Origin of the sequence: Maricaulis salignorans, assembly GCF_900103475.1 — a bacterium.
Classification (GTDB): domain Bacteria; phylum Pseudomonadota; class Alphaproteobacteria; order Caulobacterales; family Maricaulaceae; genus Maricaulis; species Maricaulis salignorans.
The window spans coordinates 18768-42872 of record NZ_FNHG01000010.1 but is presented as its reverse complement, the minus strand read 5'-3'; the positions used below and the strand labels follow the sequence as shown (position 1 = coordinate 42872).

23 protein-coding genes and 2 tRNA genes are annotated in these 24105 nt (G+C 60.9%); 5 read left to right on the top strand and 20 right to left on the bottom strand.

From position 1 onward, the window contains the following. The first annotated feature begins 100 nt into the window (after window positions 1-100). Complete coding sequence (locus BLT42_RS09120; RefSeq protein WP_091769968.1) at window positions 101-538, top strand: TIGR02300 family protein; 438 nt, start codon at window positions 101-103, stop codon at window positions 536-538. Between the two features lie 110 nt (window positions 539-648). After that, window positions 649-724: transfer RNA gene (locus BLT42_RS09115), tRNA-Ala, on the top strand. A gap of 230 nt (window positions 725-954) precedes the next feature. Here the strand turns inward: BLT42_RS09115 and BLT42_RS09110 are convergent. The 19 genes from BLT42_RS09110 to BLT42_RS09020 all read right to left on the bottom strand — a co-directional run bounded on the left by BLT42_RS09110 (window position 955) and on the right by BLT42_RS09020 (window position 19130). Next, the gene (locus BLT42_RS09110; protein WP_176780311.1) at window positions 955-1575 is read right to left on the bottom strand and encodes a hypothetical protein; all 621 of its coding nucleotides are present in this window, start codon (window positions 1573-1575) and stop codon (window positions 955-957) included. 134 nt (window positions 1576-1709) lie between these two features. Further along, on the bottom strand, window positions 1710-2174 hold the full coding sequence (gene ptsN, locus BLT42_RS09105) for a PTS IIA-like nitrogen regulatory protein PtsN (RefSeq protein WP_091769966.1): 465 nt from the start codon (window positions 2172-2174) through the stop codon (window positions 1710-1712). A 27-nt stretch (window positions 2175-2201) separates the two neighbouring features. Continuing rightward, window positions 2202-2810 (bottom strand): ribosome hibernation-promoting factor, HPF/YfiA family, encoded by a 609-nt coding sequence (gene hpf / locus BLT42_RS09100; protein ID WP_091770078.1) that lies wholly within the window; start codon window positions 2808-2810, stop codon window positions 2202-2204. Between the two features lie 181 nt (window positions 2811-2991). Then, entirely contained in the window at window positions 2992-4509 is a 1518-nt protein-coding gene (gene rpoN / locus BLT42_RS09095) for an RNA polymerase factor sigma-54 (protein WP_091769964.1), read from the bottom strand. Window positions 4510-4545: 36 nt separating this feature from the next. Continuing rightward, window positions 4546-5307 (bottom strand): LPS export ABC transporter ATP-binding protein, encoded by a 762-nt coding sequence (gene lptB / locus BLT42_RS09090; RefSeq protein WP_091769962.1) that lies wholly within the window; start codon window positions 5305-5307, stop codon window positions 4546-4548. A gap of 25 nt (window positions 5308-5332) precedes the next feature. Next, the gene (locus BLT42_RS09085; RefSeq protein ID WP_091769961.1) at window positions 5333-5875 is read right to left on the bottom strand and encodes an LptA/OstA family protein; all 543 of its coding nucleotides are present in this window, start codon (window positions 5873-5875) and stop codon (window positions 5333-5335) included. Beyond that, window positions 5872-6567, bottom strand: a complete 696-nt coding sequence (gene lptC / locus BLT42_RS09080) for an LPS export ABC transporter periplasmic protein LptC (protein ID WP_091769959.1) — start codon at window positions 6565-6567, stop codon at window positions 5872-5874. Before lptC ends, BLT42_RS09085 begins: the two co-directional genes overlap by 4 nt. An 87-nt stretch (window positions 6568-6654) precedes the next feature. Further along, window positions 6655-7269 carry a ribonuclease D gene (locus tag BLT42_RS09075; protein WP_091769957.1) on the bottom strand — a complete coding sequence of 205 codons (615 nt, stop codon included), beginning with the start codon at window positions 7267-7269 and terminating at the stop codon, window positions 6655-6657. 29 nt (window positions 7270-7298) lie between these two features. Further along, on the bottom strand, window positions 7299-8555 hold the full coding sequence (locus tag BLT42_RS09070; RefSeq protein WP_091769955.1) for a hypothetical protein: 1257 nt from the start codon (window positions 8553-8555) through the stop codon (window positions 7299-7301). A gap of 216 nt (window positions 8556-8771) precedes the next feature. Continuing rightward, window positions 8772-9326 carry a GNAT family N-acetyltransferase gene (locus BLT42_RS09065; RefSeq protein ID WP_091769953.1) on the bottom strand — a complete coding sequence of 185 codons (555 nt, stop codon included), beginning with the start codon at window positions 9324-9326 and terminating at the stop codon, window positions 8772-8774. 124 nt (window positions 9327-9450) lie between these two features. After that, window positions 9451-9903 (bottom strand): DUF411 domain-containing protein, encoded by a 453-nt coding sequence (locus BLT42_RS09060; protein WP_091769951.1) that lies wholly within the window; start codon window positions 9901-9903, stop codon window positions 9451-9453. A 314-nt stretch (window positions 9904-10217) separates the two neighbouring features. Then, window positions 10218-12866, bottom strand: coding sequence for a DEAD/DEAH box helicase (locus tag BLT42_RS09055; protein ID WP_091769948.1), 2649 nt, complete (start codon window positions 12864-12866; stop codon window positions 10218-10220). Between the two features lie 3 nt (window positions 12867-12869). Continuing rightward, the gene (locus tag BLT42_RS09050) at window positions 12870-14675 is read right to left on the bottom strand and encodes a site-specific DNA-methyltransferase (protein WP_091769946.1); all 1806 of its coding nucleotides are present in this window, start codon (window positions 14673-14675) and stop codon (window positions 12870-12872) included. A gap of 157 nt (window positions 14676-14832) precedes the next feature. Then, window positions 14833-15939 (bottom strand): tyrosine-type recombinase/integrase, encoded by a 1107-nt coding sequence (locus tag BLT42_RS09045; RefSeq protein ID WP_091769945.1) that lies wholly within the window; start codon window positions 15937-15939, stop codon window positions 14833-14835. Next, on the bottom strand, window positions 15932-16417 hold the full coding sequence (locus BLT42_RS09040; RefSeq protein WP_091769943.1) for a helix-turn-helix domain-containing protein: 486 nt from the start codon (window positions 16415-16417) through the stop codon (window positions 15932-15934). The genes BLT42_RS09045 and BLT42_RS09040 overlap by 8 nt, the downstream gene beginning before the upstream one ends. 1 nt (window position 16418) lies before the next feature. Then, the gene (locus BLT42_RS09035; RefSeq protein ID WP_091769941.1) at window positions 16419-16625 is read right to left on the bottom strand and encodes a helix-turn-helix transcriptional regulator; all 207 of its coding nucleotides are present in this window, start codon (window positions 16623-16625) and stop codon (window positions 16419-16421) included. Window positions 16626-16716: 91 nt separating this feature from the next. Beyond that, window positions 16717-17592 (bottom strand): hypothetical protein, encoded by an 876-nt coding sequence (locus BLT42_RS09030; RefSeq protein ID WP_091769939.1) that lies wholly within the window; start codon window positions 17590-17592, stop codon window positions 16717-16719. A gap of 56 nt (window positions 17593-17648) precedes the next feature. Next, window positions 17649-18863, bottom strand: coding sequence for a tyrosine-type recombinase/integrase (locus BLT42_RS09025; protein ID WP_091769937.1), 1215 nt, complete (start codon window positions 18861-18863; stop codon window positions 17649-17651). 180 nt (window positions 18864-19043) lie between these two features. Beyond that, window positions 19044-19130: transfer RNA gene (locus BLT42_RS09020), tRNA-Leu, on the bottom strand. 177 nt (window positions 19131-19307) lie between these two features. Between BLT42_RS09020 and BLT42_RS09015 the strand changes: the two genes are divergently transcribed. Beyond that, window positions 19308-20273, top strand: a complete 966-nt coding sequence (locus BLT42_RS09015) for a complex I NDUFA9 subunit family protein (RefSeq protein WP_091769935.1) — start codon at window positions 19308-19310, stop codon at window positions 20271-20273. A gap of 203 nt (window positions 20274-20476) precedes the next feature. Here the strand turns inward: BLT42_RS09015 and BLT42_RS09010 are convergent, their stop codons facing one another. Then, on the bottom strand, window positions 20477-22645 hold the full coding sequence (locus BLT42_RS09010) for a M3 family metallopeptidase (protein WP_091769934.1): 2169 nt from the start codon (window positions 22643-22645) through the stop codon (window positions 20477-20479). Window positions 22646-22994: 349 nt separating this feature from the next. Here BLT42_RS09010 and BLT42_RS09005 point away from each other — a divergent pair, with 349 nt between their 5' ends. Both BLT42_RS09005 and BLT42_RS09000 read left to right on the top strand, forming a co-directional pair. Continuing rightward, on the top strand, window positions 22995-23585 hold the full coding sequence (locus BLT42_RS09005; protein WP_091769933.1) for a DUF1134 domain-containing protein: 591 nt from the start codon (window positions 22995-22997) through the stop codon (window positions 23583-23585). Next, window positions 23585-24103: a GNAT family N-acetyltransferase gene (locus tag BLT42_RS09000; RefSeq protein ID WP_176780310.1), complete on the top strand. Its 519-nt coding sequence runs from the start codon at window positions 23585-23587 to the stop codon at window positions 24101-24103. Before BLT42_RS09005 ends, BLT42_RS09000 begins: the two co-directional genes overlap by 1 nt. The last annotated feature ends 2 nt before the right edge of the window (window positions 24104-24105 follow it).

Below are 24105 nucleotides of genomic sequence, written 5' to 3'. Positions count from 1 at the left end.
CAACGATTAGGGTGAGAAGACGGCGATCAGGTTTTGACAGAGCGCGGTGATCGTGGCAACGGGTCGCGCCGAAAAACAAAACCGGTTGTGAAGGGATGTCATGGCCAAACAAGAACTGGGCTCCAAGCGCACTTGTCCGAAGTGCGCCGCCAAATTTTACGATCTGGGCCGTCGCCCGGCGCGATGTCCGAAGTGTGCTCACGAGTTCGATCCCGAACTGGTGCCCGTGCGGCTGAAAGTAGCGCCGGAGCCCGTCGATGATGACGAAGCGCCCGCCAAGGCCAAAGTGGTTGAGGCTGACGGTTTCGAGGATGAGGTCGACGATACGCCTGAAGTCGGTGAAGCCGGTGATGACATCGTCGTCGATGATGATGAGGATGATGATGAGGGTTCCGGCCTCAGCGACGATATTCCGGACGGTTTTGAGGAAGATGACGGCGAGGATCCGGTCGACGAGGACGATAATACAGTCCTGCTCGACGATGATGAGGATGATGATTTCGCTGAATTCACCAAGGGTGAAGACGAGGATCTGTAGGGTTCAAGCTGCGGCGCTGCGCAAGGTGCTGCGTTGAGGCTTGATCCGCGTGAAAAGCGGGACTAGTTTCCGCGCCTCTCGCCGCACCCCATCGCGGCGACAAGGATATTGGGGCCATAGCTCAGTTGGGAGAGCGCTTGCATGGCATGCAAGAGGTCGTCGGTTCGATTCCGTCTGGCTCCACCATCCTTCGCTCGCTGCGCGAGCTTCGTCCAGACAGGCCCAACGCTCTTGCGAGCGAAGGATGTCCCGCCGAAGCCTGAAGGCGCAGGCGGACACCCCGTCTCCAGCCTCTCAACCTTTCCGGCGCTCGTTGCGCGAGCTTCGGCCAGGCCGGCCCAACGCTCTTGCGGGTGGCGGCTGTCTGGTCCGGAATGAAAACAAGGCCCCACCGCGTCTCCGGTGGGGCCTTGTTTCTATTCGGTGGGGCCTTGCGGGCCGGGCGGGGTATCGCCCTCATTGCGCAGGCGCTGGCGTTGTTCCTCCAGGCTGTCGGGGTATTCGCCGACATCCCCGTATTCGAGGAAACCATCATAGCGCCGGTGCGTGCCGGCGAGCCGTTCGGCGTGTTTGATCGGGCACCAGTATTGCTCGGTGCGCGAGGCGATTTCGTGGACATAGGCGATGACGCCATTGGCGTAGGAGCAATAGAAGCAATTCACCTTCTGGATCACATTGAGATAGGGCAGGCGGTGCCGGTCAAACACGACATAATCGCGCCGTTTCACCTGCTTGACGCCATACACCCGGAAACACACTGCCTGGTACAGGCTCGCGACCACATCAAGGAGAAAGACGGGGATGGCCACCGCGTAGATGAAAGGGGCTGTGAGGATGGTCAGCACGCCGCTATCGATCAGATAGCGCCGCAGGCCGAGCTTCAGGGCTGCCTGGCGTTCGCGCGCCTCCCGGGTGATGAAGAGCCGGCCCTGTTCCAGCTTGTAGCCGTAGCTTCGGCGGCGTTCCTTCACTTCCTCTTCGAGCTCAGCCTCCAGTGACTGGATTTTCTCGAACAATTGATTGATCTGTGTTCGCATGGGTCGCGCTCCTGCGGCAGGTTGATCCTGCGCTTCGGAGCATACACGAAGTCGCGCCAGGGCGTGCCTGCCGCGATTTGCCACATATCAGAGCGGATGGGTGTCGCAGGCGCTCTGGCGCCTCAGACGGTCTTTCAGGCGGCGTCGCTGGTCGGCTCGCCGGTCAGGACCGCATAGACGGCATCGGCATCGGGTGCTGCGCGCAGGCGTTGGCGGACATCTTCCCGGCGCAGCAGGCGCGAGACGCGGGCCAGGGCCTTGAGGTGTTCGGCGCCGGCATCTTCCGGTGCCAGCAGCAGGAAAATCAGGTCGGCGGGCTGGCCGTCGATCGATTCGAAATCCACCGGTGCCCGCAGGCGCATGAAGAATCCGGTGACCTTGTCGATTCCGGACAGCCGCGCATGGGGAATCGCGACGCCCTGGCCGACACCGGTCGAGCCAAGGCGTTCACGCTGCAATACAGCTTCGAAAATAACGCGCGGATTCAGCCCGGTTGCCTGCGCAGCCGTTTCCGACATGGCTTGCAAGACTTGCTTGCGACTGGACGCCCCGACATCCACGGCAGCGCCGCCATCGGGAATCAGATCTGCTAATGCCATGGTAAAAACAACTCTATTTCAAGCCAATCAGGCCTGCACTGCGCGGGCCGGGTCGATCCAGCCGATATGGCCATCCGGTCGCCGATAGACAATGTTCAGCCCGCCATTAGCGGCATTGCGGAACATAAGGAAGGGTGAATCGGCAGCGTCGAGCTCAAGCGATGCCATTCCGACGGTCAATGTCCGGAACTCACCGGCATGTTCGGCAATGACAATAGGCTCCGGAGCGTCGGACAGGGATTCGTCGACATGATCCTCGGCTTCCTCTGAATACGCATCGCGCATGCCCTTGAGGACGAAGATCGGCAGCGATTCGGCCGGGAGCTCTGCCTTGTGACCCTGGCGATGGTTTTTGAGTTTGCGCTTGTAGCGGCGCAGCCGCTTCTCAAGCTTGTCCATGGTCCCGTCGGCGGCCTTGTAGGCATCGTCGGCGCTGTCATGGGCTTGCAGCATCATGCCCGAAGGCAGGTGCAGCGAGCAGTCGATGCGAAAACCGAGGCCTTCGCGTGCGATCGACACATAGGCTTCGCCCGGACGGCTGAAATACTTGGCAACGCCGTCCTCGACCCGTTCCAGGATCCTGGCTCTCAGGCTATCGCTGACATCGATGCCCTTGTTTGCGATTTGAATGTGCATGCGCTCCTTCCCGCTGGCCATACACCAGCTTGTGAGGCGTCAAAAACTCTTCCAACTCCCCCCGGAATGCGGGCGGACCCTAGTCGTCGGGTGTAGCGGGAGTCAATCTCAGTCGGTGGTGGCTTCCCAACCACATGGGGCGTGACACAACTACCACCGTCATGCGCGGATTGTCCTGTCGTCAGCTGGCACGTTTCAACATGCGTCGGCGCTGGACCGAAGAAGGGATATTCAACGCCTCCCGGTATTTAGCCACAGTCCGGCGGGCGATTTCAATCCCCTCATCGTGCAAAAGCTCGACAAGCTTGTCGTCGGACAGGACATCGTCGGCGGTTTCCTGCTGGATCAGGAGCTTGATCTTGTGCCTGACAGCCTCTGCCGAGTGGGATTCACCGCCTCCGGCCGATGGAATCGAGGAGGTAAAGAAATATTTCAACTCGAACATGCCGCGCGGTGTCGAAACATATTTGTTCGACGTCACCCGGCTGACGGTTGATTCGTGCATCCCGATTGCGTCGGCCACGGTCTTCAGATTCAGCGGCCGCAAATAGGCGACGCCATTGACGAGGAATAGGTCCTGCTGGCGCACGATTTCGCTGGAAACCTTGAGAATGGTGCGAGCCCGCTGATCAAGGCTTTTCACGAGCCAGCTGGCATTCTGGCTGCACTCGGTGATGAAGCTGCGCTCCGACTCATTGCGGGCCGCCGCGTTGATTTCATTATAGTATCGATTGTTGATCAGCACGCGCGGCAGGGTTTCCGAGTTGAGCTCGACATGCCAGCCCCCATCGGGAGCCTGGCGGATATAGACGTCGGGCTCGACGGCGCGGGTTGATTCGGTGCCGTAGGCGAGGCCCGGCTTGGGCGTCAGCGCCTTGATTTCGGAGATCATGTCGTCGAGGTCTTCGCCATCGACACCGCACAGCGATTTGAGCGTCGCGTAATCATGCTTGGCCAGCCGCTCGAGATTGTCGAGCAGGATCGCCATGGCCGGGTCGAGACGGTTCTTTTCCTGTAATTGCAGCGCCAGGCACTCGGCCAGGTCCCGCGCCATCACACCGGCCGGCTCGAAGGTTTGCGTTGTCGTCAGCACGGCCTCGATCCGGGCGCGCTCCAGACCCAGCCGGTCGGCGATCTCGTCGAGATCGGCGCGCAGATAGCCGTCCTCGTCAGCCAGGTCGATCAGGTGTGCCCCGATCAGGCGGTCGATCGGGTCCGATGTCGCCGTGGACAATTGTTCGTGCAGGTGTTCAGCCAGCGAAATATCGCGCGAGGAATTGGCGATCGCATCATATTCCTCGCCATTGAAGGAGCCGCCGGCGCTGCCGGTGGACGACCAGGTGCTGGCGCCCATGCCCACCGAATCACCGGCCTGTGACGTTTCCACGCCTGACAGGTCGGATTTCGAATCCTCGCCGTGCAGCATGTCCGAATCGGCATCGATGGCATCCGCGGCATCACCATTGGCGGCCGAGAATTCGAGCTCACGCGTCTCGTTATCGCTTTCCTGCCGTGTTGATTCGGTGCTTTCGCTACGGTCGTCGCGTTCGAGCAGGGGATTCTGCTCGAGCTCGCTCTCAACGAACTCGGCAAGCTCGATATTCGAGAGCTGCAACAGCTTGATGGCTTGTTGTAGCTGGGGCGTCATCACCAGGGATTGACCCTGGCGCATCTCCAGCTTTTGCATCAGTCCGGCCATGAACGCCTCTGCGTGGTGGTTTACGACAGAAGTTAATCAGGCAAAGCTTTCCCCGAGATAAACGCGGCGCACATCAGGATCGGCCCGGATCGCGTCCGGGGAGCCTTCAAACAGCACTTCGCCCTCATGAATAATCGTCGCACGGTCCGTGATTTCAAGGGTTTCGCGGACATTGTGGTCGGTGATCAGAATGCCGATCCCGCGATCCTTCAGGAAGCGGATCAGATCGCGGATATCTGCAATTGCCAGCGGATCAATCCCGGCAAAGGGCTCATCGAGCAGCATGAAGGAGGGGCGAGTCGCCAGCGCCCGGGCGATTTCCACACGGCGGCGCTCGCCGCCGGACAGGGACGGAGCCGGCGCATCGGCGAGATGCGAGATACGCAATTCCTCGAGCAATTGATCAACCAGTTCATGGCGCTGGCTGCGGTCCTTCTCGACCACTTCGGCGACGGCGAGGATGTTCTCGCGCACGCTCATGCCCTGGAAAATGGACTTTTCCTGCGGCAGATAACCGATCCCGAGCCGGGCGCGCTGATACATGGGCAGGCGGGTGATATCCTCGCCATCGAGCAGGATGCGGCCATAATCGACATCGACCAGGCCGGTGATCATGTAGAAACAGGTCGTCTTGCCGGCGCCATTGGGCCCGAGCAGGCCCGCGACTTCGCCGCGCTGCAGCGAGAGCGAGACGCCCTTGACGACCGGGCGCTTGCGATAGGTTTTGCCGATTGCTTCGACGACCAGTCCCGTGCTGAGAGCGGACGGGGCCGCTGCGAAGTCTTCGGTCATTGCCATGCTCAACTTGCCCTCGATCGGAATTCTAGCGGCCGCCAGTGCCGTTGCCATTACCGGTGGCGGGCGCCGGCTCGGTGCGGCGCGGATAGATCACGGCGCGCACGGGCGTGCCATTGCCTTCTTCACCGAAATTGGAATTCCCGGATGTCAGATTGGAGACAAAGCGGGTGGTGGTGATGACATTCTCGCCCTGGGTGATGACGACATCGCCCGTCAGGGTGATGGTGTCCGGGCCCATTTCATAGACGCCCAGGTCGCCGGTGGCGTTCTGGAAGGGGGAGAAATAGCGGACATGGCCGGTGGCAACAACGCGTTCGATGTCGCCGCGGCTGCCATCCTCCGGCTGGGTCCAGACCAGTTCGACCCGGTCTGCCATGATGCGGCGATCACCCTGGGTGATGTCGACATGACCGGTCAGGACGGTGCGGCCCTGATCGTCGAGATTTTCGATTCGGTCGGCGATGGTGTCGAGCGGTTGTGACGAATCCCCGATCTGGGCCTGGGCGGCCGCAAGCGGCGCCAGCAGGAGACAGGACAGGGCGGTCAGTCGGGCAAGCAGGCGGATCATTGATCCTCTCCTTCGCTGGGGGCGGTCCGGGCTTGTACTATACGCGCGCGCACATTGCCCTCGAAAATAACGCGATTGCCGCCTTCGTGAATTTCATAACGTTCGGCGGTGATGGTGCCGACCGGTCCGGAACCGGTCACCGGCAGTTCGCCGACCACGCGTTCCTCGCGCAGGAAGATGCGGGCATGCTGGGAGGCAAAGCTATAGCCATTATCGGTATTCAGATTGACGTCGGAATACAGGTCGAGAATGCGGCTGGCGGGATCAAACGTCCCGGTTTGCGCCAGAACTTCTGACGCATTCGCTCCGGTATTGAGAAAATCATAGTCCAGCCGCGGCCGTTCCAGCTCGGTCAGGCTGTTGGCATTGTCGCGGCGGCGGATCGCGACATCGGCTGTGAGCGCATAGGGGGTGAGGTTCTCGTCGCGGCCGGTAATGCGCGGATTGACCATGCGCACATCCGTGCTCACGGCCTCGGCCGGAACCACCGGGCCACCCGATGCCCCGATGAATAATTGCACGGCCAGCAATGCCAGTAGTGCAATAATGCCGGCCATGAAGACGAAGCGCAGCCAGCGTACAAAATGCGTCCGGCGCCGGGCAGCACTCAGCGTCAATGCGCGGCGGGGTTCCCAATTGCCGTGCATTGTGGGCTGGAACAGCTCGAGGCCGGGGGTCGCGGTCGTACTCATCGGCAGATCATCATCTCGCAAACGGCAGGCACAGCCTTGCCGCGCAACAAAGACCAGCCTTTGCTGGCCTTTTCAAGGCAAACCGGATCAGGCGTGGGCGAAAATGTCGGTGTCCGGCCAGCCCGCCAGGTCGAGTTTGGCACGCATGGGCAGGAAATCGAAACAGGCCTTCGCCATTTCCGTCCGGCCTTCACGCTCCAGCATCACACTCAGCCGTTCGCGCAGCTGGTGCAGGTAAAGCACGTCGGAGGCGGCGTATTCCAGCTGCGCTTTCGACAATTCATCGGCGCCCCAGTCGGAGCTTTGCTGCTGCTTGTTCATGTCGATGCCGACCAGTTCGCGCGTCACATCCTTCAGGCCGTGGCGGTCGGTATAGGTGCGGCAGAGCTTGGACGCGATCTTGGTGCAGAAGACCGGAGCCAGGGTGACACCGAGGCTGCGCTCGACCATGGCGACATCGAAACGGGCAAAGTGGAGGATTTTCTCGACGCCGGGATCACCCAGCAGGGCTTTCAGGTTGGGGCAATCATATTCGGGGCGGATCAGTTGCACGACATGGGCATCGCCGTCGCCGCTGGAGAGCTGGACGACGCACAGCGCGTCGCGGGTCAGGGACAGGCCCAGGGTTTCCGTGTCGATGGCCACCAGCGGGCCCAGATCGACATCGGCAGGCAAATCGCCGCGGTGGTAATGTACAGTCATCGCTCAATCCTCAGTTTCTGGCACGCGTCCTAACGCTCCGCGCGGCCCGGCGCAATGCGGCTGATCTTGTCTTCCAGGCTGCGCCGGTCGTCGCGATTGAGAAATTGCGGCGTTTCAGTCTCGGCCTGGGGCCCGGCAGCCTCCAGTGCGTCGAACAAGGCGGTGGCGGCCTGGCCATCTTCAGTTTCCAGCCAGCGCTGCCGGCGCGTCCGGATGGCACCGGCGCTGGCGGCCAGATTTCCGGGCTCCAGCCGAACACCAGAAACGCCCGGTGTCGACGCATCGCCGCGCAGGCTGTCAAGCATCGCCTGACCGATATGCGGCAGGTAGTGAGAGGGTTCGTAGAAATTCGGGTGGGCGTCGGTCTGCTCCGGCCCCGGCGCGGGCAGGCTGGCGAAGTCGCGGAAGCCGGAGAAATCCCACAATACAGCGCCGCCGCCCTCGACACAGGCATTGCCGGGGCTGGCCGCGGCATGCCGGTCGAACACCTCGGTCAGCGCCTGGCGCATCTCGAAATAGGTCTCGCTGCGACCCGAGCGGAACAGGGCTTCCTCGCGCCAGGCGTGAAGCGGGTGAATAAAGCCGATCACCTGGATGCCATTTTCCGTCAGGGCGTCCAGCGCGCGTTCAAACAGGGCGACGCGGCCGGCGTCGAAATTATAGCCTAGATAGAAACCGTAAATCCCGCGCACACCGCTTTCATAGCGCTCCCGCTGGGCTCCGGCTGGATAGCTGTCGGCCCAGGGCACGCGCGGCGACCCGCCGCCGAGATTGTCGGCCAGCGACTGGAGTGAGGCGCCGAATGTATTGGGCGACAGCGAAACCCGCGTCATGGAAAGTGCGCGATTGCCGTCATTCAGCGTCGAAAGCCAATAGGTCGCCTTGGCCCTGGAATGGGTGCCAAACTCATCAAGATCGAGCCCGATCACGACGCAGCGCAAAGGCGCGTTGCGCGCCGCCAGGGCCATCGCCTGGCTGAGCTCGAATATATTGGTGCCGCGCATGCCGGCATTGTAAATTTCGCCGGGCCAGCCGGTGGGCTCGTGCGGGAAGCCGTCGACCGTGCGCGAGGAGCCGAGCAGGATGGAGGCATCGCCGCCGCGCGCCAGCCGGTCACCGACATGCACGCGTCCGCCATCGCCATACAGCCGTGTATCACGCGCCGTCAGACCGGGAATGTCCGGCGCGCCGGTGACGCCGAACGGGTCGATCAGGGCGTTGAAGCCGGCAAAGCTCAGCAGGCCCGTGAACAGCGCGATGAACAGTGTTCTGGCGTAATGCTTCATGCGGTCAGCCCCGCAATGGAGGAATGGGGGCGGCCGGACGACGTCGGCGCACCGTGGCCGTCATGTTCAACTGACTGGCCGGCCGAGCGCCAGGCCACGAATGGCGATTGCGATGAATTGAACAGCATTCCGGTGCCAGCCCCCAGCTGCGGCGACGCTAGCGGCGCGCAGGCGCAACGGCAAGGCGGGGCTGCACGCGAGCCGGGCTACGCGCCGTCAGGGTGCACGGGGCTCGCGGGGCCGGTAGAAGACCGTCAGCGCATTGCCCGCGAGCCTGGCCGTATGGCGGGCCCGATAGCCGAGCTTGCCGGCCAGCCGTGTTGAGGCCGTGTTGCCGGGGTCGATGATGCAACAGGTCTCAGGTCGGTCGAGCGCTTGATCGGCCCAGTCGAGCACCGCCCGCATCGCTTCGCCGCCCAGGCCGCGCCCATGGGCGGCGGGCAGCAGCGCCCAGCCGCTTTCGGGCACACCATCCAGCGGCGGCGTGATTTCGCGCTTCAGATCCGCCAGCCCCGCTTCGCCGAGAAATCGGCCATCGGCCCGGTCGGTGATCGCCCAATAGCCATAGCCCAGCATTGCCCACATGCCGCCATAACGCAGCAGGCGCTGCCAGACCTCGTGCTCGCTCGAGGCGCGGCCGCCGATAAAGCGGATCACTCCGGGATCGGTCCACAGCGCCAGGCTGCCGGCGAAATCATCAGAAGTGTGCCCGCGCAAGACAAGGCGTTCGGTGACCAGGGTCGGTATTGTCGGGGGCGGAGGGAGAGACATGCCGGTACCGGAACAAGGCTTGGGCGCGGGATATGCGCCACGGTCACAAGCTAAACCCGCCCGCAAGCGCGCCGTCAATTGACTTCAGGCCATGCGCCGGCCTGCCCGGTCGCTGCCGCCGGCGTCAGCCATAGTGTGCGAAGGCCGCATTGCCGGTTTCGCCGAAGGACCAGACCGTATAGGCCTGCGTATATCCGCCCGCTTCCATTCCCGGTGATCCGGCCGGCATGCCCGGCACGGACAGCCCCCGAATGGCCGGGCGCCCGGCCAGCATGCGGGTGATTTCCGCTGCGGGAACATGGCCTTCAACGACATAGCCTTCGACGATCGCCGTATGGCATGACCATAAATCGCCTGGCACTTCATAGCGCGCCTTGATGGCCGCCATATCCTCGAAATCATGGGGCTCAACATCAAACCCGTGATCGCGCAGATGCGTGATCCAGGCATTGCAGCAGCCGCAGGTCGGGGATTTGTAGACCAGGATGGGCGTTTGCGCCTCTGCCGAACAGCCCGTCAAACCAGGGCTGGCCGCGATCACGAGACCGCCCAAAAGCGCTTGCCGACGATTGATCATGATCACTCCCCCTATGGTTGGTGCCGCACTCCGGCGGACCCGATCCACCGGCTGCCCAGCAGGCTCAAAGCCAGGGGTCTTGTCAAGCCAACGCCCACCATGGCGCACCCCCGGCCATCAGCCCCACCGGTTCAACGCATCGCGCCCGAGGGGCCGGCAAGGGCCGGATATTACTCGATGAGAAAAATCGGAGGAATGGTGCCAGGAGAGGCGTCGACTTCGTGCGGTAGCACATTGATTTAACGCGATTATAATGCACAGAATTTACGATATACCAACAAAAGAACCAACAAATCTGATCGCTTGATCTCGATCTATTTCCCCTCGATCAGCGCGGAAAGCTGACTGAAGTCACGATTTGAGGGCATGCTGAATAGACATTTCCCGTCGCTCGACTCCGCCCATAATTCGCCGATCTTGAGTTTGTCCTGCGCTCCGGCGAGCCGATCCGCGCCCTTGTACTCCACAACAAGGATGCGGCCATCTGTCAGTAACGCCACAAAGTCAGGATAGAACTTACCACTTGGAAGCTGCAGCCAAAAGGCATTGGGCTTGCGATCAACATTGCGGACCCAGTGACGCACGCTGTGGTGCTCATCGAGGAAAACGGCGCAATCGAATTCCTCACCGCTTGGCTTTAGATCGCCGATGATCGGGAAATAGTGTTTGTTGAATTTTCGGGCGCCCTTATAGGGCTGGTTGTAGGCATAGCTCTGATCGTCAAAGACGAGTGCCATCCCAGAATCCGTTGCGAATGATTGGGCGTCGTTCGTAAACAGGGCGGCGTAACAGCCGGCTTCACGTTCCTGGCGCAGGGCTTGGATTTCGTCCGCAAGTGATCGACGGAGCTCGGCTTTGTAGCGCGCCAGCTCATCAAGCGAGTAGCCCTTGACGGTCTGAAGTGCTTCGAGCGCCTTTTGGATGAAAATCCGGGCGGCAGGTTTGGTGACGTCGGGGTGAGGAATCCCCCGGTCGATCCAGTTCACGAGACGCGGCAAGGTCCATGCGGGCTCATGGATCAATGTTGCGAGTTGAGACTGTAGTTCCCCGACGAAGGCGATATTCATTTTCCCCTCATCCGAAACATCGATCAGGCCCGCCTTCGTAGCATCCTTGATTTGGTAACGGTTCACGAATTGAACCGGGTCGCAATCAGCCAGATTCCAGGGCAGGTCGAGGAAATGATCGGGCCCGAACAGCTCCAATTCGCCTTGGCGCATGATGCAAAGGCGCGGCACGATAAATGGCAGGCGCTCGCCCGGCGGTAGTTCGCTGGCCTGTATCCGGTTCGAACTGATGAAGACCCTATCGATCACGCGCTCGGCGCCCTTCACCTTGGAAAACGCCAACAGCATCGTGTTCCGTTGATCTCGAGAAACAGTTCCAAGGATATTGAGCTTCCGCGTCTCCGGTTCGAATTGAACCCGAGCCTTCATTGACGGAGGTAACTTCTCAATCGCGTCGTCAATTTCGCTCGCCATCGTTGCTTCAGGCAGTGGCTCTGAGGTGTGGACGTATTCGCTACGCGGGTCGTCTAGTTGGAGTTCGCTATGAGCCTTAACGAGCTCTGCCGCCTCCAGTCGATCAAAGCCCGCGCCGTCGACGAGGCCGTCTTTGAGGCTTTCCGCCGTGGCGTTGAAGTTCGCGGAAGCGACGAAGGCATACGCACGATTAAGCAGGTCTCGGCTCTTCCGGTGCGCTTTCGGCATGCGCAACACCCGGCCAAGAATCTGCTCCACCGCGGTTGCGGATTTCAGCTCTGCGACGGAACACAGCACATAGGCGAAGGGGCAATCCCAACCTTCCCGCAGCGCCTGAATGGTAACGACATAGCGCACCGGGCATGCCGGGTCTGCGATATTGTCCAGCCCATCAAGCTCTTTGAAACCGCCGCCATGAATCGCGATCTGATCGCGCGGAATACGCTTGTCGTCGGTCAGGAAATTCGCAACGGATTCTGGAATGAGACGATCAGGATCGGTGCTGGATTTCGATTGGGCCTGAAACAGGATGATTGGACGAATATATTCCCCGGTTTCTGCTTGCTCGGCCTGTGCTGCCTCCTCCAACGCGGTGCGACAATCGAGCGCCTGACCGATGACTTTTTTCCAGTCCGTGTCCGTCTGCAGCCGGATCGGAAGTTTGATCATTTCGGCGGCCTTCAGCTCTGCCGCAGAGACGTGATACAAGACGTTGGAGGGCTCGTTGCTGTTTTTCGGATCGTGAGTCAGTTGCGGCGTCGCCGTGAATTCAAGCACCAGAGACGGGTCAAACCGCGCCAAGGTATCGAAGGAAAGCGGCCCGCGCACATTGTGTGCTTCATCGACGATGACCATCGGGCGGTGCAGTCGCAAGACATTGGCGAGCGAAGCGACGGGGCGGTGCGTGCCTTCGACCTTTTCCAGCCGATCAATCTGGGATTGATCTAGCCCGCTGAAGTGATCCATCAATGCGCCTGCGTCCTGATAGACCTTCCGGTCGGCGGTTTCCTCAATCCTGAAGGCCTGAATCGTCGAGACGATTATACAGGCGCCGCCAGTCGCATCGGGCCGGGAGAGAGACAGGGCTTCCTGCACCGTCAAAACGGAAAGGTTACGGCCAAAGTCCGCTGCCAGGGCTGTCCGGTAGGGGTGATTCAGATCGCGTAACGCATTCAAGGTTTGGTCCAGGATGGCTGTCGACGGCACCAGCCACAGCACCATTGGATTGTCGGCTTGCAGATAGGTCTTCGCCGCCACGCCAATCGAATGGGCTGCGACAATCGTCTTGCCGCCACCAGTCGGGATGCGGACGCAGATATAGGGCGTTTCGGGGTTCATCACCGGCACGGGCCGGTAGGGTGCATTCGTTACGGCATAGAACGATGTGCCCGCCCCAAGGCTTGGGACTTTGACGAGATAATCTCGCAACCGATCCAGCGCGTCTTGCTGGTAACTGCGTAATTCAAAATTGACCGCCGCCATGCTCTATGCGCCCTCAATTTGATATGGAATTTGTTTGAACACGGCGTGAGCACGCTTCAGGCGTTCCGCCGATACGGTGCAGCCCTCGGCGTAGATTACGTGGGTGCCCGTGAAGTCCTCTGGCCCCGGTGGCAGGGTGTTGAGCCTATCCGGCGTCAACACGTTGCCAATCGCCTCACGAGGCGTGTCGGCATGCGCGGGGTCGAACAATAAGTAGACCGCACGGTCTTGAAATACGCCGAGCAGCTCCGAGCTGGCACGGTGTGGGATCGGAACTCCTGTCTCAGAAAAGAAGATGTGTGCGGCCAAATCTGCGAAAGCGACATCTCCTGCGATGTCGCCAAACTCGTCGAACAAAGGCACCCCGAGTTGGCAGAACCGAAAGCCTCCGCCAAGACCTGGGACTTCGGCACCAGCGGGACGCGCTCCCACTAATCTGAGGGTGCCGCCCTCAAAGCTGCGCTCGATTTCATCGAAGTCTAGGGATTTCTCGTCTTTGATTTCTTCGCATTCATTCAGAACCGTTTCAGGCGCCCTCAACTCCTTGAGGCCAATTTTTCTCTCAAAAATGGTCTCGCTCGCCTTCGTAAAAGTTTTGTATCCCTCTACTACCTTGCTCAATCGCGGTGCTGCTACCGATTTTGCAACCGTTTGATCCATCTCAATCAGGATGAACCGACGATTGCCGCCGTCGCGCCCATTCAGCGCCAACGTGGCGTGCCCGGTGGTTCCGGACCCGCAAAAGCTATCAAGGACCAACGCATTTTGATCGCCACAGAGAGAGATGAGAAGTTCCACTAGATCGTAGGGCTTAGGTGTTTCAAATCCATGATTGGTGCCTAATATCTGATTGAGCTGCGCCTTGGCTTGTCGATTTTGACTAACGTCATCGATGATCGAGGCAAGCGGCATGGTGGGAACGTCCTTCGCGTATTCGATTCGATAGGGTGTCCAGCCGTAGGGGCGCCGTTCCCATTTAACCTCATCGGTATTTTCGATTGTTTTCCATGTGTCCGGACCGATGCTCCATCGACCCTCCCAGCCTTCTTTGGGGTGCACCGGCCAGACTTCGGTTTTGTCCGGCGCGATCATCTTGAACCAAGAGTTCGGTCGATCTGCGCGTCGAGCGGCCTTTCCATTTTTTCTCAACTGTCTCCAACGCGCACGTTTGCCGTTCATCACGACAGGATATGCGTTGAGAATGTCCGGTGATGGCAACTGAATTAAATCTGCCTCTGCTTTGTTCTTAGCAAACCAGAGAATGTGATCGTGATAATTTGAAACAATCCGTCTGCCCACATTTGAACTTGGGCTATCCATTTTCTTCCAAATGAGGTTAGCGATGAAATTCGATTCTCCAAATATTTCAGAAAGTAAAATCTTGCACCGTGAGGCCTCAAAGTCGTCCAATGATACGAATATTACCCCATCGTCAGCTAGGAATTCGCGTAGCAGGCGTAGCCTAGGGTACATCATGCACAGCCACTTATCATGACGCGATAAATCTTCGCCCTCTTTCCCTACTGTTTTTTCAAGCCAAGCTCTTATTTCGGGGGAGTTTACATTGTCGTTGTAGGCCCACTCCTCGTTGCCAGTGTTGTAGGGCGGGTCGATATAGATGCATTTCACCTTGCCTGCATAGTAAGGCAACAAGGCTCGCAGAGCCTCCAAATTGTCGCCTTGAACTAGCAGATTTGCCGCGTCCGGATCGCCTGCCGATAACTCACTGTCGCAATGGACCAGTCGATATGGCACTTCGCGGTGGTGGTTCACCACGGCCTGCTTTCCTATCCAATCGAGCGTCGGCATCAGGCATTTGCCCCTTTTGAGAGATTGCAGTGCGCACAGGCGACTTGGCCATTTTCGACCGTTATCTTGCCGCCTCGGGTGTGAGGATCGTTCCTAGTTTCAGCTGCAGAAGAAATACCGATTTCGACCATGCGGCAAGGCCGAGGGGCGCTGCGCCCTAGCGACGATCTCGTATGGCCACGGTGTCCAGCCACGCTAGGACTGCCTCTGGCACGTCGGCGCGAGCGACGGGCGCACGGGGGCTCTGCCGCAGTCCCGCCAAAATCTCCGCCTGCCGATAGCTCGACACGCTGCCATAGCTGGTGAACGTAGTCAGCACCTGCTCATGTCCTAAATTCTGGCTCCACGCCTTGAAATCCTCGGGCGTGGCGCAGATCGACTCGCCGAGCCGGGCCAGTGTCTTGCGGAATGAGTGCGGGTTGAAATAGGGCAGGCCTGCCGCTTCGAACGCTTTTTTGAAGATGCGGCGGATCGGGTCGGCATTTGACCAGGCTTTGCGGTCGAGACCGAGGGCGGTGAAGTGTTGATCGGCATTTTGGCCCACTTTTGTGGCGGGAAATAGCGGATCGTCGGCACCGAACAGGCACTCAGCTTTCAGGTGTTCGATCCACTCGGCGACAATCGCTTCGATCTCCGCGCCAACCGGAAAGAACCATGAGGTGATCGTTTTGCGGTTCTTGGTGCGCACGGTGCGGGCGTCCTGAAACAGTTTGCGCGCGGCAAGGTCGACATCGCGGATGGCCAACGAGGCGATGGCATCGTCGCGGGCGCCAGTGAGGATGGCGAAGGCGATCAGCGCCCGGTCGCGCTTCTGTAACGTGGTTTCATGGGGCATTTGCCGCAGGACATACTCGATCTGGCCCAGTTCCGGCGCAGGCCGCTCGCGTTTTGCGGTGGCGATCCGGCTGTCATTGGCAGAGGGGTTGAAATACTCGCTGTCAGCATATCGGATCTTCGACTTGTAGCCCGGTTCACCCGCCAGCCAGTGGAAGAAAGCCTTCACCGCCATGAGCCGGGAATGGATCGTCGCCTTGGCCAGCGGTTTGCCGGTCTTCCCGTGTCTGGCGTTCTCAAGTTCACGTTTGAAGCGCCGCGCTTGCTCAATATGAAAGGCACCAAAATCCTTGTGTCCAGTCGACGCCTCGAACAGCGAAATAGCGGCGGCGACTTGGTCAACGCTGCTCGGTGCCATGCGCTTGGCTTCCTCCAGATAGGCGAAGTAGCGGTGCTTGGTCCGTTCGTTTTTGGCATGGTGCTTAGGCATGGGTTTCTGGCTCCTCGGGATTGTGTGCATTTGAACAGGGTGGGTGGCTCTTGCTTATGTGTCCGTCCGCCTGCATGGCGCCGACCGTCAAAACCCGCCGGATACGTTCCAGACCATCCGCCGAGACGCGTTTGTTCATGGTCGCCGAGCACTCGCTGCACAGGCCGGTGATCATGCCGCCGCCGCCTTGCTGAAGCCGGACCTCGACCTCGTCGAATGCAGGCCGCCTCGGTGTGCGGCAGGCGAGGCAAAAGCACTCCTCCAGCCGGCATGTCTGTTTCGCGGGAATGCGGGCCTTCAGGAAGGCGATCAGCGCCTCGCCGAGGATCAGGGCAGGTTTTTGCTCCGTGAGGGCTGGGAGGCCGGTCTTGATCCAGCGGCGCACGGTGGCCTTGCAGATGCCCAGCGCCCTGGACGCCTCGTCGACCGTGTAGTTCCGATGCCGCCGCACCGACCGCCAGCTCACCTTGCGGGCCATCTCAGCAAGGCCCGTTTTCGATCAGCGCGCGGATATCCTCGATGCGCCAGACCGTGATCCGGGAACCGAGCTTGAGGGGTTTGGGAAAGCGGCCATCCTTGATGCCTGCCCACCAGGTGGATTTGCTGACCGGGATCGGCCCGTGCGGGGCGATGATCGAGCGAAGGCGGAGAAATCCAGTCGCCGGGAGTGCGGGTTTGTCGTCCATGATGTGACCTCGTGTTGCCAAGTGCGAGGTCGGTTTAGGAAGGTTTTCAGCGCGGTAGGCCGTATTGGGAATACCGAATACCGATTAGCGACTATTCGGATTCCGGATATCCGTCGGGCGCGTACTCGTTCGCTTCCCGAAGGTATCTGCGGATCGTGTCGTCAGACATGGTGATGCCGACGCGGTCCAACTCTGATTTGATTTCGCTGACTGACTTCATCCGGGTCTGCCGTGGATCATGTCCGTAAATGGCCATTGCCAATCCGAGCACCATCTTGAGCAGGCTGGCACGTTCGCGCGGATCGAGGGGCTTCGCCATTGGGTCGACGGCTTCTGGCGGCGACCCATTTTCAAGCTGGCTGATTCTGGCCTGAAGCCCGGCAATCACTTCGCCCCGCTTGTCGTAGTAAGTCTTCCAGTCCGCGACTTGAACTCCGTGGTTTTGGACTGCCGAGGCGAGTCCGTCCGGGATTGGCAGCCGGTTCCGGTCGGCCCAAGCTAGGAAGAATCCCGGCAAATTTCGATGTGCTAGCTGGTTCATGGATACAGCCCGCGTTACGAGGTCGTGCAGGTCCAGAAACTGCCGCGCGATCTGAGATGTCCGTCCGTGGGACTGGATCGCCTTCAGGTCGACCTTTCGCGGATGGCGAGCGACCAATAGCGCGCAGCACTCATCGACGGTCCAATAGGCGGCCTTCGAGTAGAAGTCGTATGTTGCCGCATCCGCGACATGTTGGTTCAGGGGGTGCGCGGCTTCACGTTTGGCTTGTTCCTCGGCCAGCGCTGCGTTCCACCTTGCGTCCAAGTCCGAATCCGAAAGCGAAACCAATTCGTCATGGAACACGCGGGCAGCAATGGCTTGCTCGCCGGTCAAACCCTGCTCTGGCGCTGTGAGGAAGATACCCTCAGGTCGAAACTTCTCGAGGCCGTTGATGCAGAAATCCGGGAACTTGGTGCCGAAGATCATCCATATACGGTGAATGCGTGTCTGCTCTGGTGTCCTATCGGGTTGCGCCACTGTGATCACCTCGCGGTAGAATCATCATCCAGAGCCTGCAACCTTAACCGCTCCACCTCACTTGCCCACCACTCTGTCATACGCTCGCGCTCGTCCCAATATGCGGCGCGATGATAGGCGCGTCTGACCTCTTCCGATCCCACATGCCCAAGCTCGGCTTCGATTGCATCCGGATGCCATTTCCCGCTTTCATTTAGCAGGCTGGACGCGGTCGCGCGGAAGCCGTGCGAGGTGGCTTCGTGGCTTTTGAAGCCGAGCCGCCGGAGCGCGCCGTTCATGGTGTTCTCGCTCATCGGGCGCCGCAGGGAACTCACGGAAGCGAAGACGAGCTTTCGCGATTCGGTCATCTCCCGGACATTGCACAGGATCGCCACTGCCGCCTTCGATAAGGGCTTGCGGTGTTCGCGCCGCATCTTTGTGCGTTCTGCCGGGATGATCCAGATGCCAGCGTCCAGATCGAACTCTGTCCATTCCGCGTTCCGCAATTCGCCGGGCCTCGGATAGAGCAGGGCCATGAGTTGGAGGGCGGCGCGGGTTTCCAGCGTGCCGTCATACGTCCAGATGGCTCGGAACAACGCGCCGACCTTGGCCTGATCGGTGATCGCCGCGCGGTGGGTGACAGTCGGGGCGGTGAGCGCGCCCTTGAGGCCCTGGGTGGGATCGTGGGTGGCTCTAGCTGACGCGATGGCGAAGCGCATCACCTGCCCGATGGTCGAGCGAAGGCGGCGCGCGGTTTCAAGGTTTCCGGCGGTCTCGACCTTGCGCAGCGGGATGAGTACATCGCTGGCAGTGATTTCGGTGATCGGGCGGTCGCCCAGGTCGACATTGGCAAGGTCCACCATCCAGCGGATTTTCTTCATCGTCGCTTTCGCGCGGCCTTCCTTTTCGACCTTCACCACGTATTCGGCGGCGATGGCCTTGAAGGTGTCTTGCCGGATGGCCTTCAGCGCCCGCTTGGCGGCCTTGGCATGGGCCGATGGGTCAACGCCTTCGGCGAGCAGGGTTTTGGCGTCGTCCCGTCTTTGCCGCGCCAGTGCGAGAGAAACAGCGGGATATGCCCCCAGCGCGAGAGTTTTCTGTTTGCCATCGAACCGATAGGCCAGTCGCCAGAGCTTGCCGCCGCTGGGGGATAGCAACAGGTGAAGGCCGCCGCCATCGCTGCGCTTGAACGCACTCGCGGCGGGTTTGAAGGCCTTGATCTGGATATCTGTGATGGCCATTCGCCAGCCTTGCGCCTCAGCGCGCTCGAATTGAAAGATACCAACAAAAGTACCAACAATTCGGCTGGATGCCAACAATCTTCGTCGGACGACCCCGGACAGGTCACTAGCGGATTCGCTAGTAAATCAACGGGTTTCCGGCAAAAGCCGGATTTCACAGGACGACAAAAATCGGAGTAATGGTGCCCAGGAGAAGACTCGAACTTCCACTTCCTTTCGGAAACTAGCACCTGAAGCTAGCGCGTCTACCAATTCCGCCACCTGGGCAGGTGTGGAAGCGGGTAGGTAAAGAAGGCCTGCTCGCCTGTCAACGGCGGGCGCTCAGTGGACTGCACAAGCGGGCGCTTCGGGAGGGCTTCGGGGTAGCAGGCGCATTGTCTCATGGACAGATCGCGCGATTTTTGGTCTATCCGGAACAAACCGGTATTGCGCGGGGACAAATCCATGCTTCGAGACGAAATCATCACAGTGTTCGGTGGCTCCGGCTTTGTCGGCCGCCATGTGGTTCGTGCCCTGGCCAAGGCTGGTTACCGGGTCCGCGTTGCAACGCGGCGGCCGCATCTGGCGCAGGATTTACGCGTCTCCGGTGTGGTGGGACAGATTCAGCTGGTCCAGGCCAATGTGCGCGTCCCCTCATCGGTTGAGCGTGCGGTTGAGGGGGCCAGCGGCGTCGTCAATCTGGTCGGTGTGCTGAACGAGAATGGCCGCCAGACTTTTTCCCGCCTGCATGCCCTTGGCGCCAAAACGATCGCCGCGGCGACCGCCCAGGCTGGCATCCCCGCCATGGTCCAGATGTCGGCGATTGGTGCCGATGCCGACAGCGCGTCGCGCTATGCGCGCTCCAAGGCTGAAGGCGAAGCGCAGGTGACAGCGGCGCTCCCGAGCGCGACCATCCTGCGCCCGTCAATCATTTTCGGGAAGGGCGACAGCTTCTTCAATCGTTTCGCCTCAATGGCGCAATTCCTGCCGGCTCTGCCCCTGTTCGGCGGCGGCAAATCGCGCTTCCAGCCGGTCTATGCCGGCGATGTCGCCCATGCCGTGCTGGCTGCGCTGTCCAGCGATACGGCCCGGGGCCAGACCTATGAGCTCGGCGGACCCGGTGTCTACACTTTCAAGGAATTGATGCGTTTCATCCTCGAAGCGACCGACCGGCGGCGTGTGCTGGTGCCGCTGCCTTTCGCGCTGGCGACCCCGATGGCGCTCTTGTTCGAGATGGCGGCAATCCTGCCCTTCGTCGAGCCTGTCGTGACCCGCGATCAGCTGATCCAGCTGCGCCAGGACAATGTCGTCAGCGATGGCGCCAAGACACTGGCCGATCTGGGCCTGACCGGCGAGACCATCGAGGCTATCGTCCCCGACTATCTCATCCCCTACCGCCGCCACGGCCAGTTCCACGAGCGCGCCGTCTAGCAAGGCTTTCCCGGCCTGCACGAAACGCCGCGCCGGGCTCCGCGGAGGTTTGCGGGGCTGGACAAGCTTGCGCGTCTTTCATCGCGATGGCGCGGGATAAGTCGTGATGGCCTCGTGTCTGCGTCTGCAGGCTCACGCCCCCAAAACGCAAATGGCCGGCGGGTTGCCCCGCCGGCCATTGCATTCAGTGATGCCCGAAACCGCTATTCGGTGACCGGGAAGCCGCGGTCGCGCATCAGCGCTTGCGGGTCGGCATCGCGGCCGCGGAAGGCGCGGTAGGCTTCGGCCGGGTCGACCGAATTGCGCGGGGCGAACAGGGTTTCGACCAGGCGACGCGAGGTCTCCGGATCGTAATAGCTGCCAGCCTCTTCAAAGGCTTCGGCGGCATCGGCGGTCAGGACATCGGCCCACATATAGCCGTAATATCCGGTCGCATAGCCCTCGCCTTCAAACACATGCCCGAATTGCGGGCTGCGGTGACGCATGACGATTTCATTCGGCATGCCGAGGCGTTCCAGGGTTTCACGCTCGAAGGTGTCGGGGTCGCCGATCTCTTCGGGCGGGGTCATGTGGTAGGCCATGTCCATCAGGGCGGAGGCGAGATATTCGCCGGTCGAGAAGCCCTGGTTGAAATTATTCGCCGCACGAATGCGGGCGATCAATTCCTGTGGCATCGGCTCACCGGCCGCATTGACGAGATAATTGTTGACCACTGGATCGGTCAAAAGCCAGCGCTCGAGCAATTGCGACTGGAATTCGGTGAAGTCGCGCACGCCGCCATTCAGGCTTGGATAGACGACATTCGAGGACAGGCCATGCAGGGCGTGGCCGAACTCGTGGAAGAAGGTCGTCGCATCATCCCAGGAGACCAGGACAGGCTGACCCGGTGCCGGCTCGACGAAATTGGAATTATTCGTCGCCAGCACATTGGTCTGGCCGTCATAAGTGGTGTGGCCGCGGAAGCTGTTGGCCCAGGCGCCGGAGGATTTGCCGGTGCGGGCATAGGGGTCGAGATACCACAGGCCGACATTGTCGCCAGTCTCGCGATCCGTGACTTCCCAGACGCGGACGGTCGGGTGCCAGACCGAAACCGTGCCCTCGGGCAGCTCGGTGAAGTTGAAGCCGAACAATTCGCCGGCGACGTAGAACATCCCCTCGCGCAGATTGTCGAGCTGGAGATACTGGCTGACTTCCTCGCTATCGAGATCATAACGCTCGGCGCGCACTTTCTCGGCGTAATAGCGATAATCCCAGGGCTCGATGGTGATGTTCGCGCCTTCGCTGTCGGCGAGGGCCTGCATGTCGGCGACTTCTTCATGGATGCGCGCGACGGCAGCAGTCCAGACGCCTTCCATCAGATCCATGGCGCGTTCCGGCGTGCCGGCCATGCGGTTTTCGAGGCGCCACTGGGCGTAATTCTCATAGCCGAGCAGTTCGACGCGTTCGTCGCGCAGGGCCAGGATTTCCATGATCAGGGCGTTATTGTCGTACTCATCGCCATTATCGCCGCGATTATAGTAATCGCGCCAGACAATTTCGCGCAGATCGCGCTCGTCGGAGAAAGTCAGGAAAGGATCCATCGAGGAGCGCGTATTGGTGATGGCGTATTCGCCCTCATGACTGCGTGCCGTCGCTGCCGAGGCCGAAGCCTGGACGAAACCGTCCGGCAGGCCGGAGAGCTGGTCGGCGGTCAGGTAATGGACGTAGTTTTCCTCGTCATGCAGGAGGTTGGACGAGAAGGCCGTGTAGAGCTCGGACAGGCGCTGGTCGATCGCGGCATAGCGTTCGGCGGCTTCGCCTTCGAGCGTCGCACCATTGCGGGCGAACCCGTCATAGGTCAGCTGGACGAGGCGCTGCTGGTCGGGACGCAAGCTCGCCATTTCCTCGCCTTCATAGACGGCGCGGACGCGGGCAAACAGGGCCGCATTCTGGGTGATTTGCGAGCTGTAGGCGGACAGGCGCGGGGCCATTTCAGCCTGGATGGCGCGGAATTCCGGCGTCGACATGTTGGACGACCAGATGCCCCAATAGCGGAAGGCATTGCCGAGCGGCTCGCCGGCGCGTTCCATCGCGACGATGGTGTTCTCGAAGCTGGCCGGCTCGGGATTATTGGCGATCGCTTCGATCTCGGCGAGATTGAGCGCCATGCCCTCTTCGAGGGCTGGCTTGAGATCATCCAGGCTGGCGGTGTCGAAATTCGGCACGCCGCCAAACGGACCGGTCCATTCCGCGAGCAACGGGTTGGTGGACATGACGGTCTCCGTTGTTTCGGTGGTCTCGGTGGCGCCGGGCGCAACGGTATCGGTGGCCGGGGTGCAGGCCGCCGCAAACAGGGCGGCAGTACTCACTGTAATCATCATCAGATGACGCATGGTATTTCCTCTCGGGTGAAAGTGTTGCCCCAAGCCTAACCGTTCGGCGCATGGCTGGAAAATTAAGAATTCACCATCTTGCCAGGGGCGGCCGTGCGCGCCGCGCTCAGCAGCGCTGCGCGCAGGCCGGACAGACCGGCCCCGATGATGGTAAAGATCTGTCTGTGTGCTGTTGTCATTTCAGCCTCCCCGCAAGTTTGGGCCTGCCTGCGCGACGGCCCGCTTGCGCGCAGTCCCGCCGGGGCTCTGGAATTTCGACACGTTTACCTGACGCTAACCCTTTCGCCGTGCTGTCGCCCTAATCCCCGCTGATAAGCTGGGCCCTGTTTTTAGCGACCGGAGGTCTCACATGCGCATCCTTGCCGCCACCATCGCCGCACTGTCCGTCTGCTTCCTCGCGCCCGCCTATGCGCAGGACCCGGAATACGGGCAGCCGAGTGATTATTCCGAGCCCGTCGACACCTATTCCCAGGACGAGCTGACCGAGGCCGTGAGCGATTTCTTCGGCGTTACCGCCGAAGCCGCGGCCAGTCTGATGGAGCGCATCTTCTCCGATCTCGGCCGTCCGGTCGGCTATATCGCCGGTGAGGAAGTGTCGGGCGCGGTCGGAATCGGCCTGCGCTATGGTGAGGGTTATCTCACCATGAAGAGCGGCGTGCGCGAGAAGGTTTACTGGCGCGGCCCCTCGGTCGGCTGGGACGCGGGCGGCAATGCCAGCCGCGTCTTCGTGCTGGTCTATAATCTCGACGACCCGGCTCTGCTGTTCCAGCGCTTTCCCGGTGTTGAGGGCACGGCCTATCTGGTCGCCGGCATGGGCGTGAATTATCAGCGCGCCGACGATATCACCCTGGCGCCGATCCGTTCCGGTGTCGGCCTGCGTGCCGGCGCCAATGTCGGCTATCTCGCCTATACCCGCCGCCGCGCCTGGTTACCCTTCTAGTGAAGATACGCCCCTGCGAGCCAGACGATCATGCCGGTATTGATGCCCTGCTTCGAAGCGCCTTTCCCGAGCCGGGCGAGGCGCGTCTGGCTGTGGCCCTGCGCGCGGCTGATGCCGATACGCTGGAGCTCGTCGCCGAGCTGGACGGCAAGATTGCCGGGGTGGCGATGTTCTCCCCGGCGATGGCGAAGCCGGGCGATGGCCGTGAAATCCCCGGGCTCGGCCTCGGACCGGTCGCAGTCCTGCCCGGCTATCAGAACCGCGGTATTGGCGCGGCCCTGATCGAGGCCGGACTCGACTTTGTCCGAACCCTGGGGCCGAGCTATTGCATCGTTCTGGGCGATCCGGACTTCTATGGCCGCTTTGGTTTCGAGCCGGCCCCGGCTCTTGACCTGCACTGGACCGACGACCCCGACGACAAGACCGGCAATGCCTTCCAGGTATTGGCGCTCAATGGCGCCGCGCATCTGCCGCGCGGCACCAGGATCGAGTACCACCCCGCCTTTGATGGCGTCTGAGC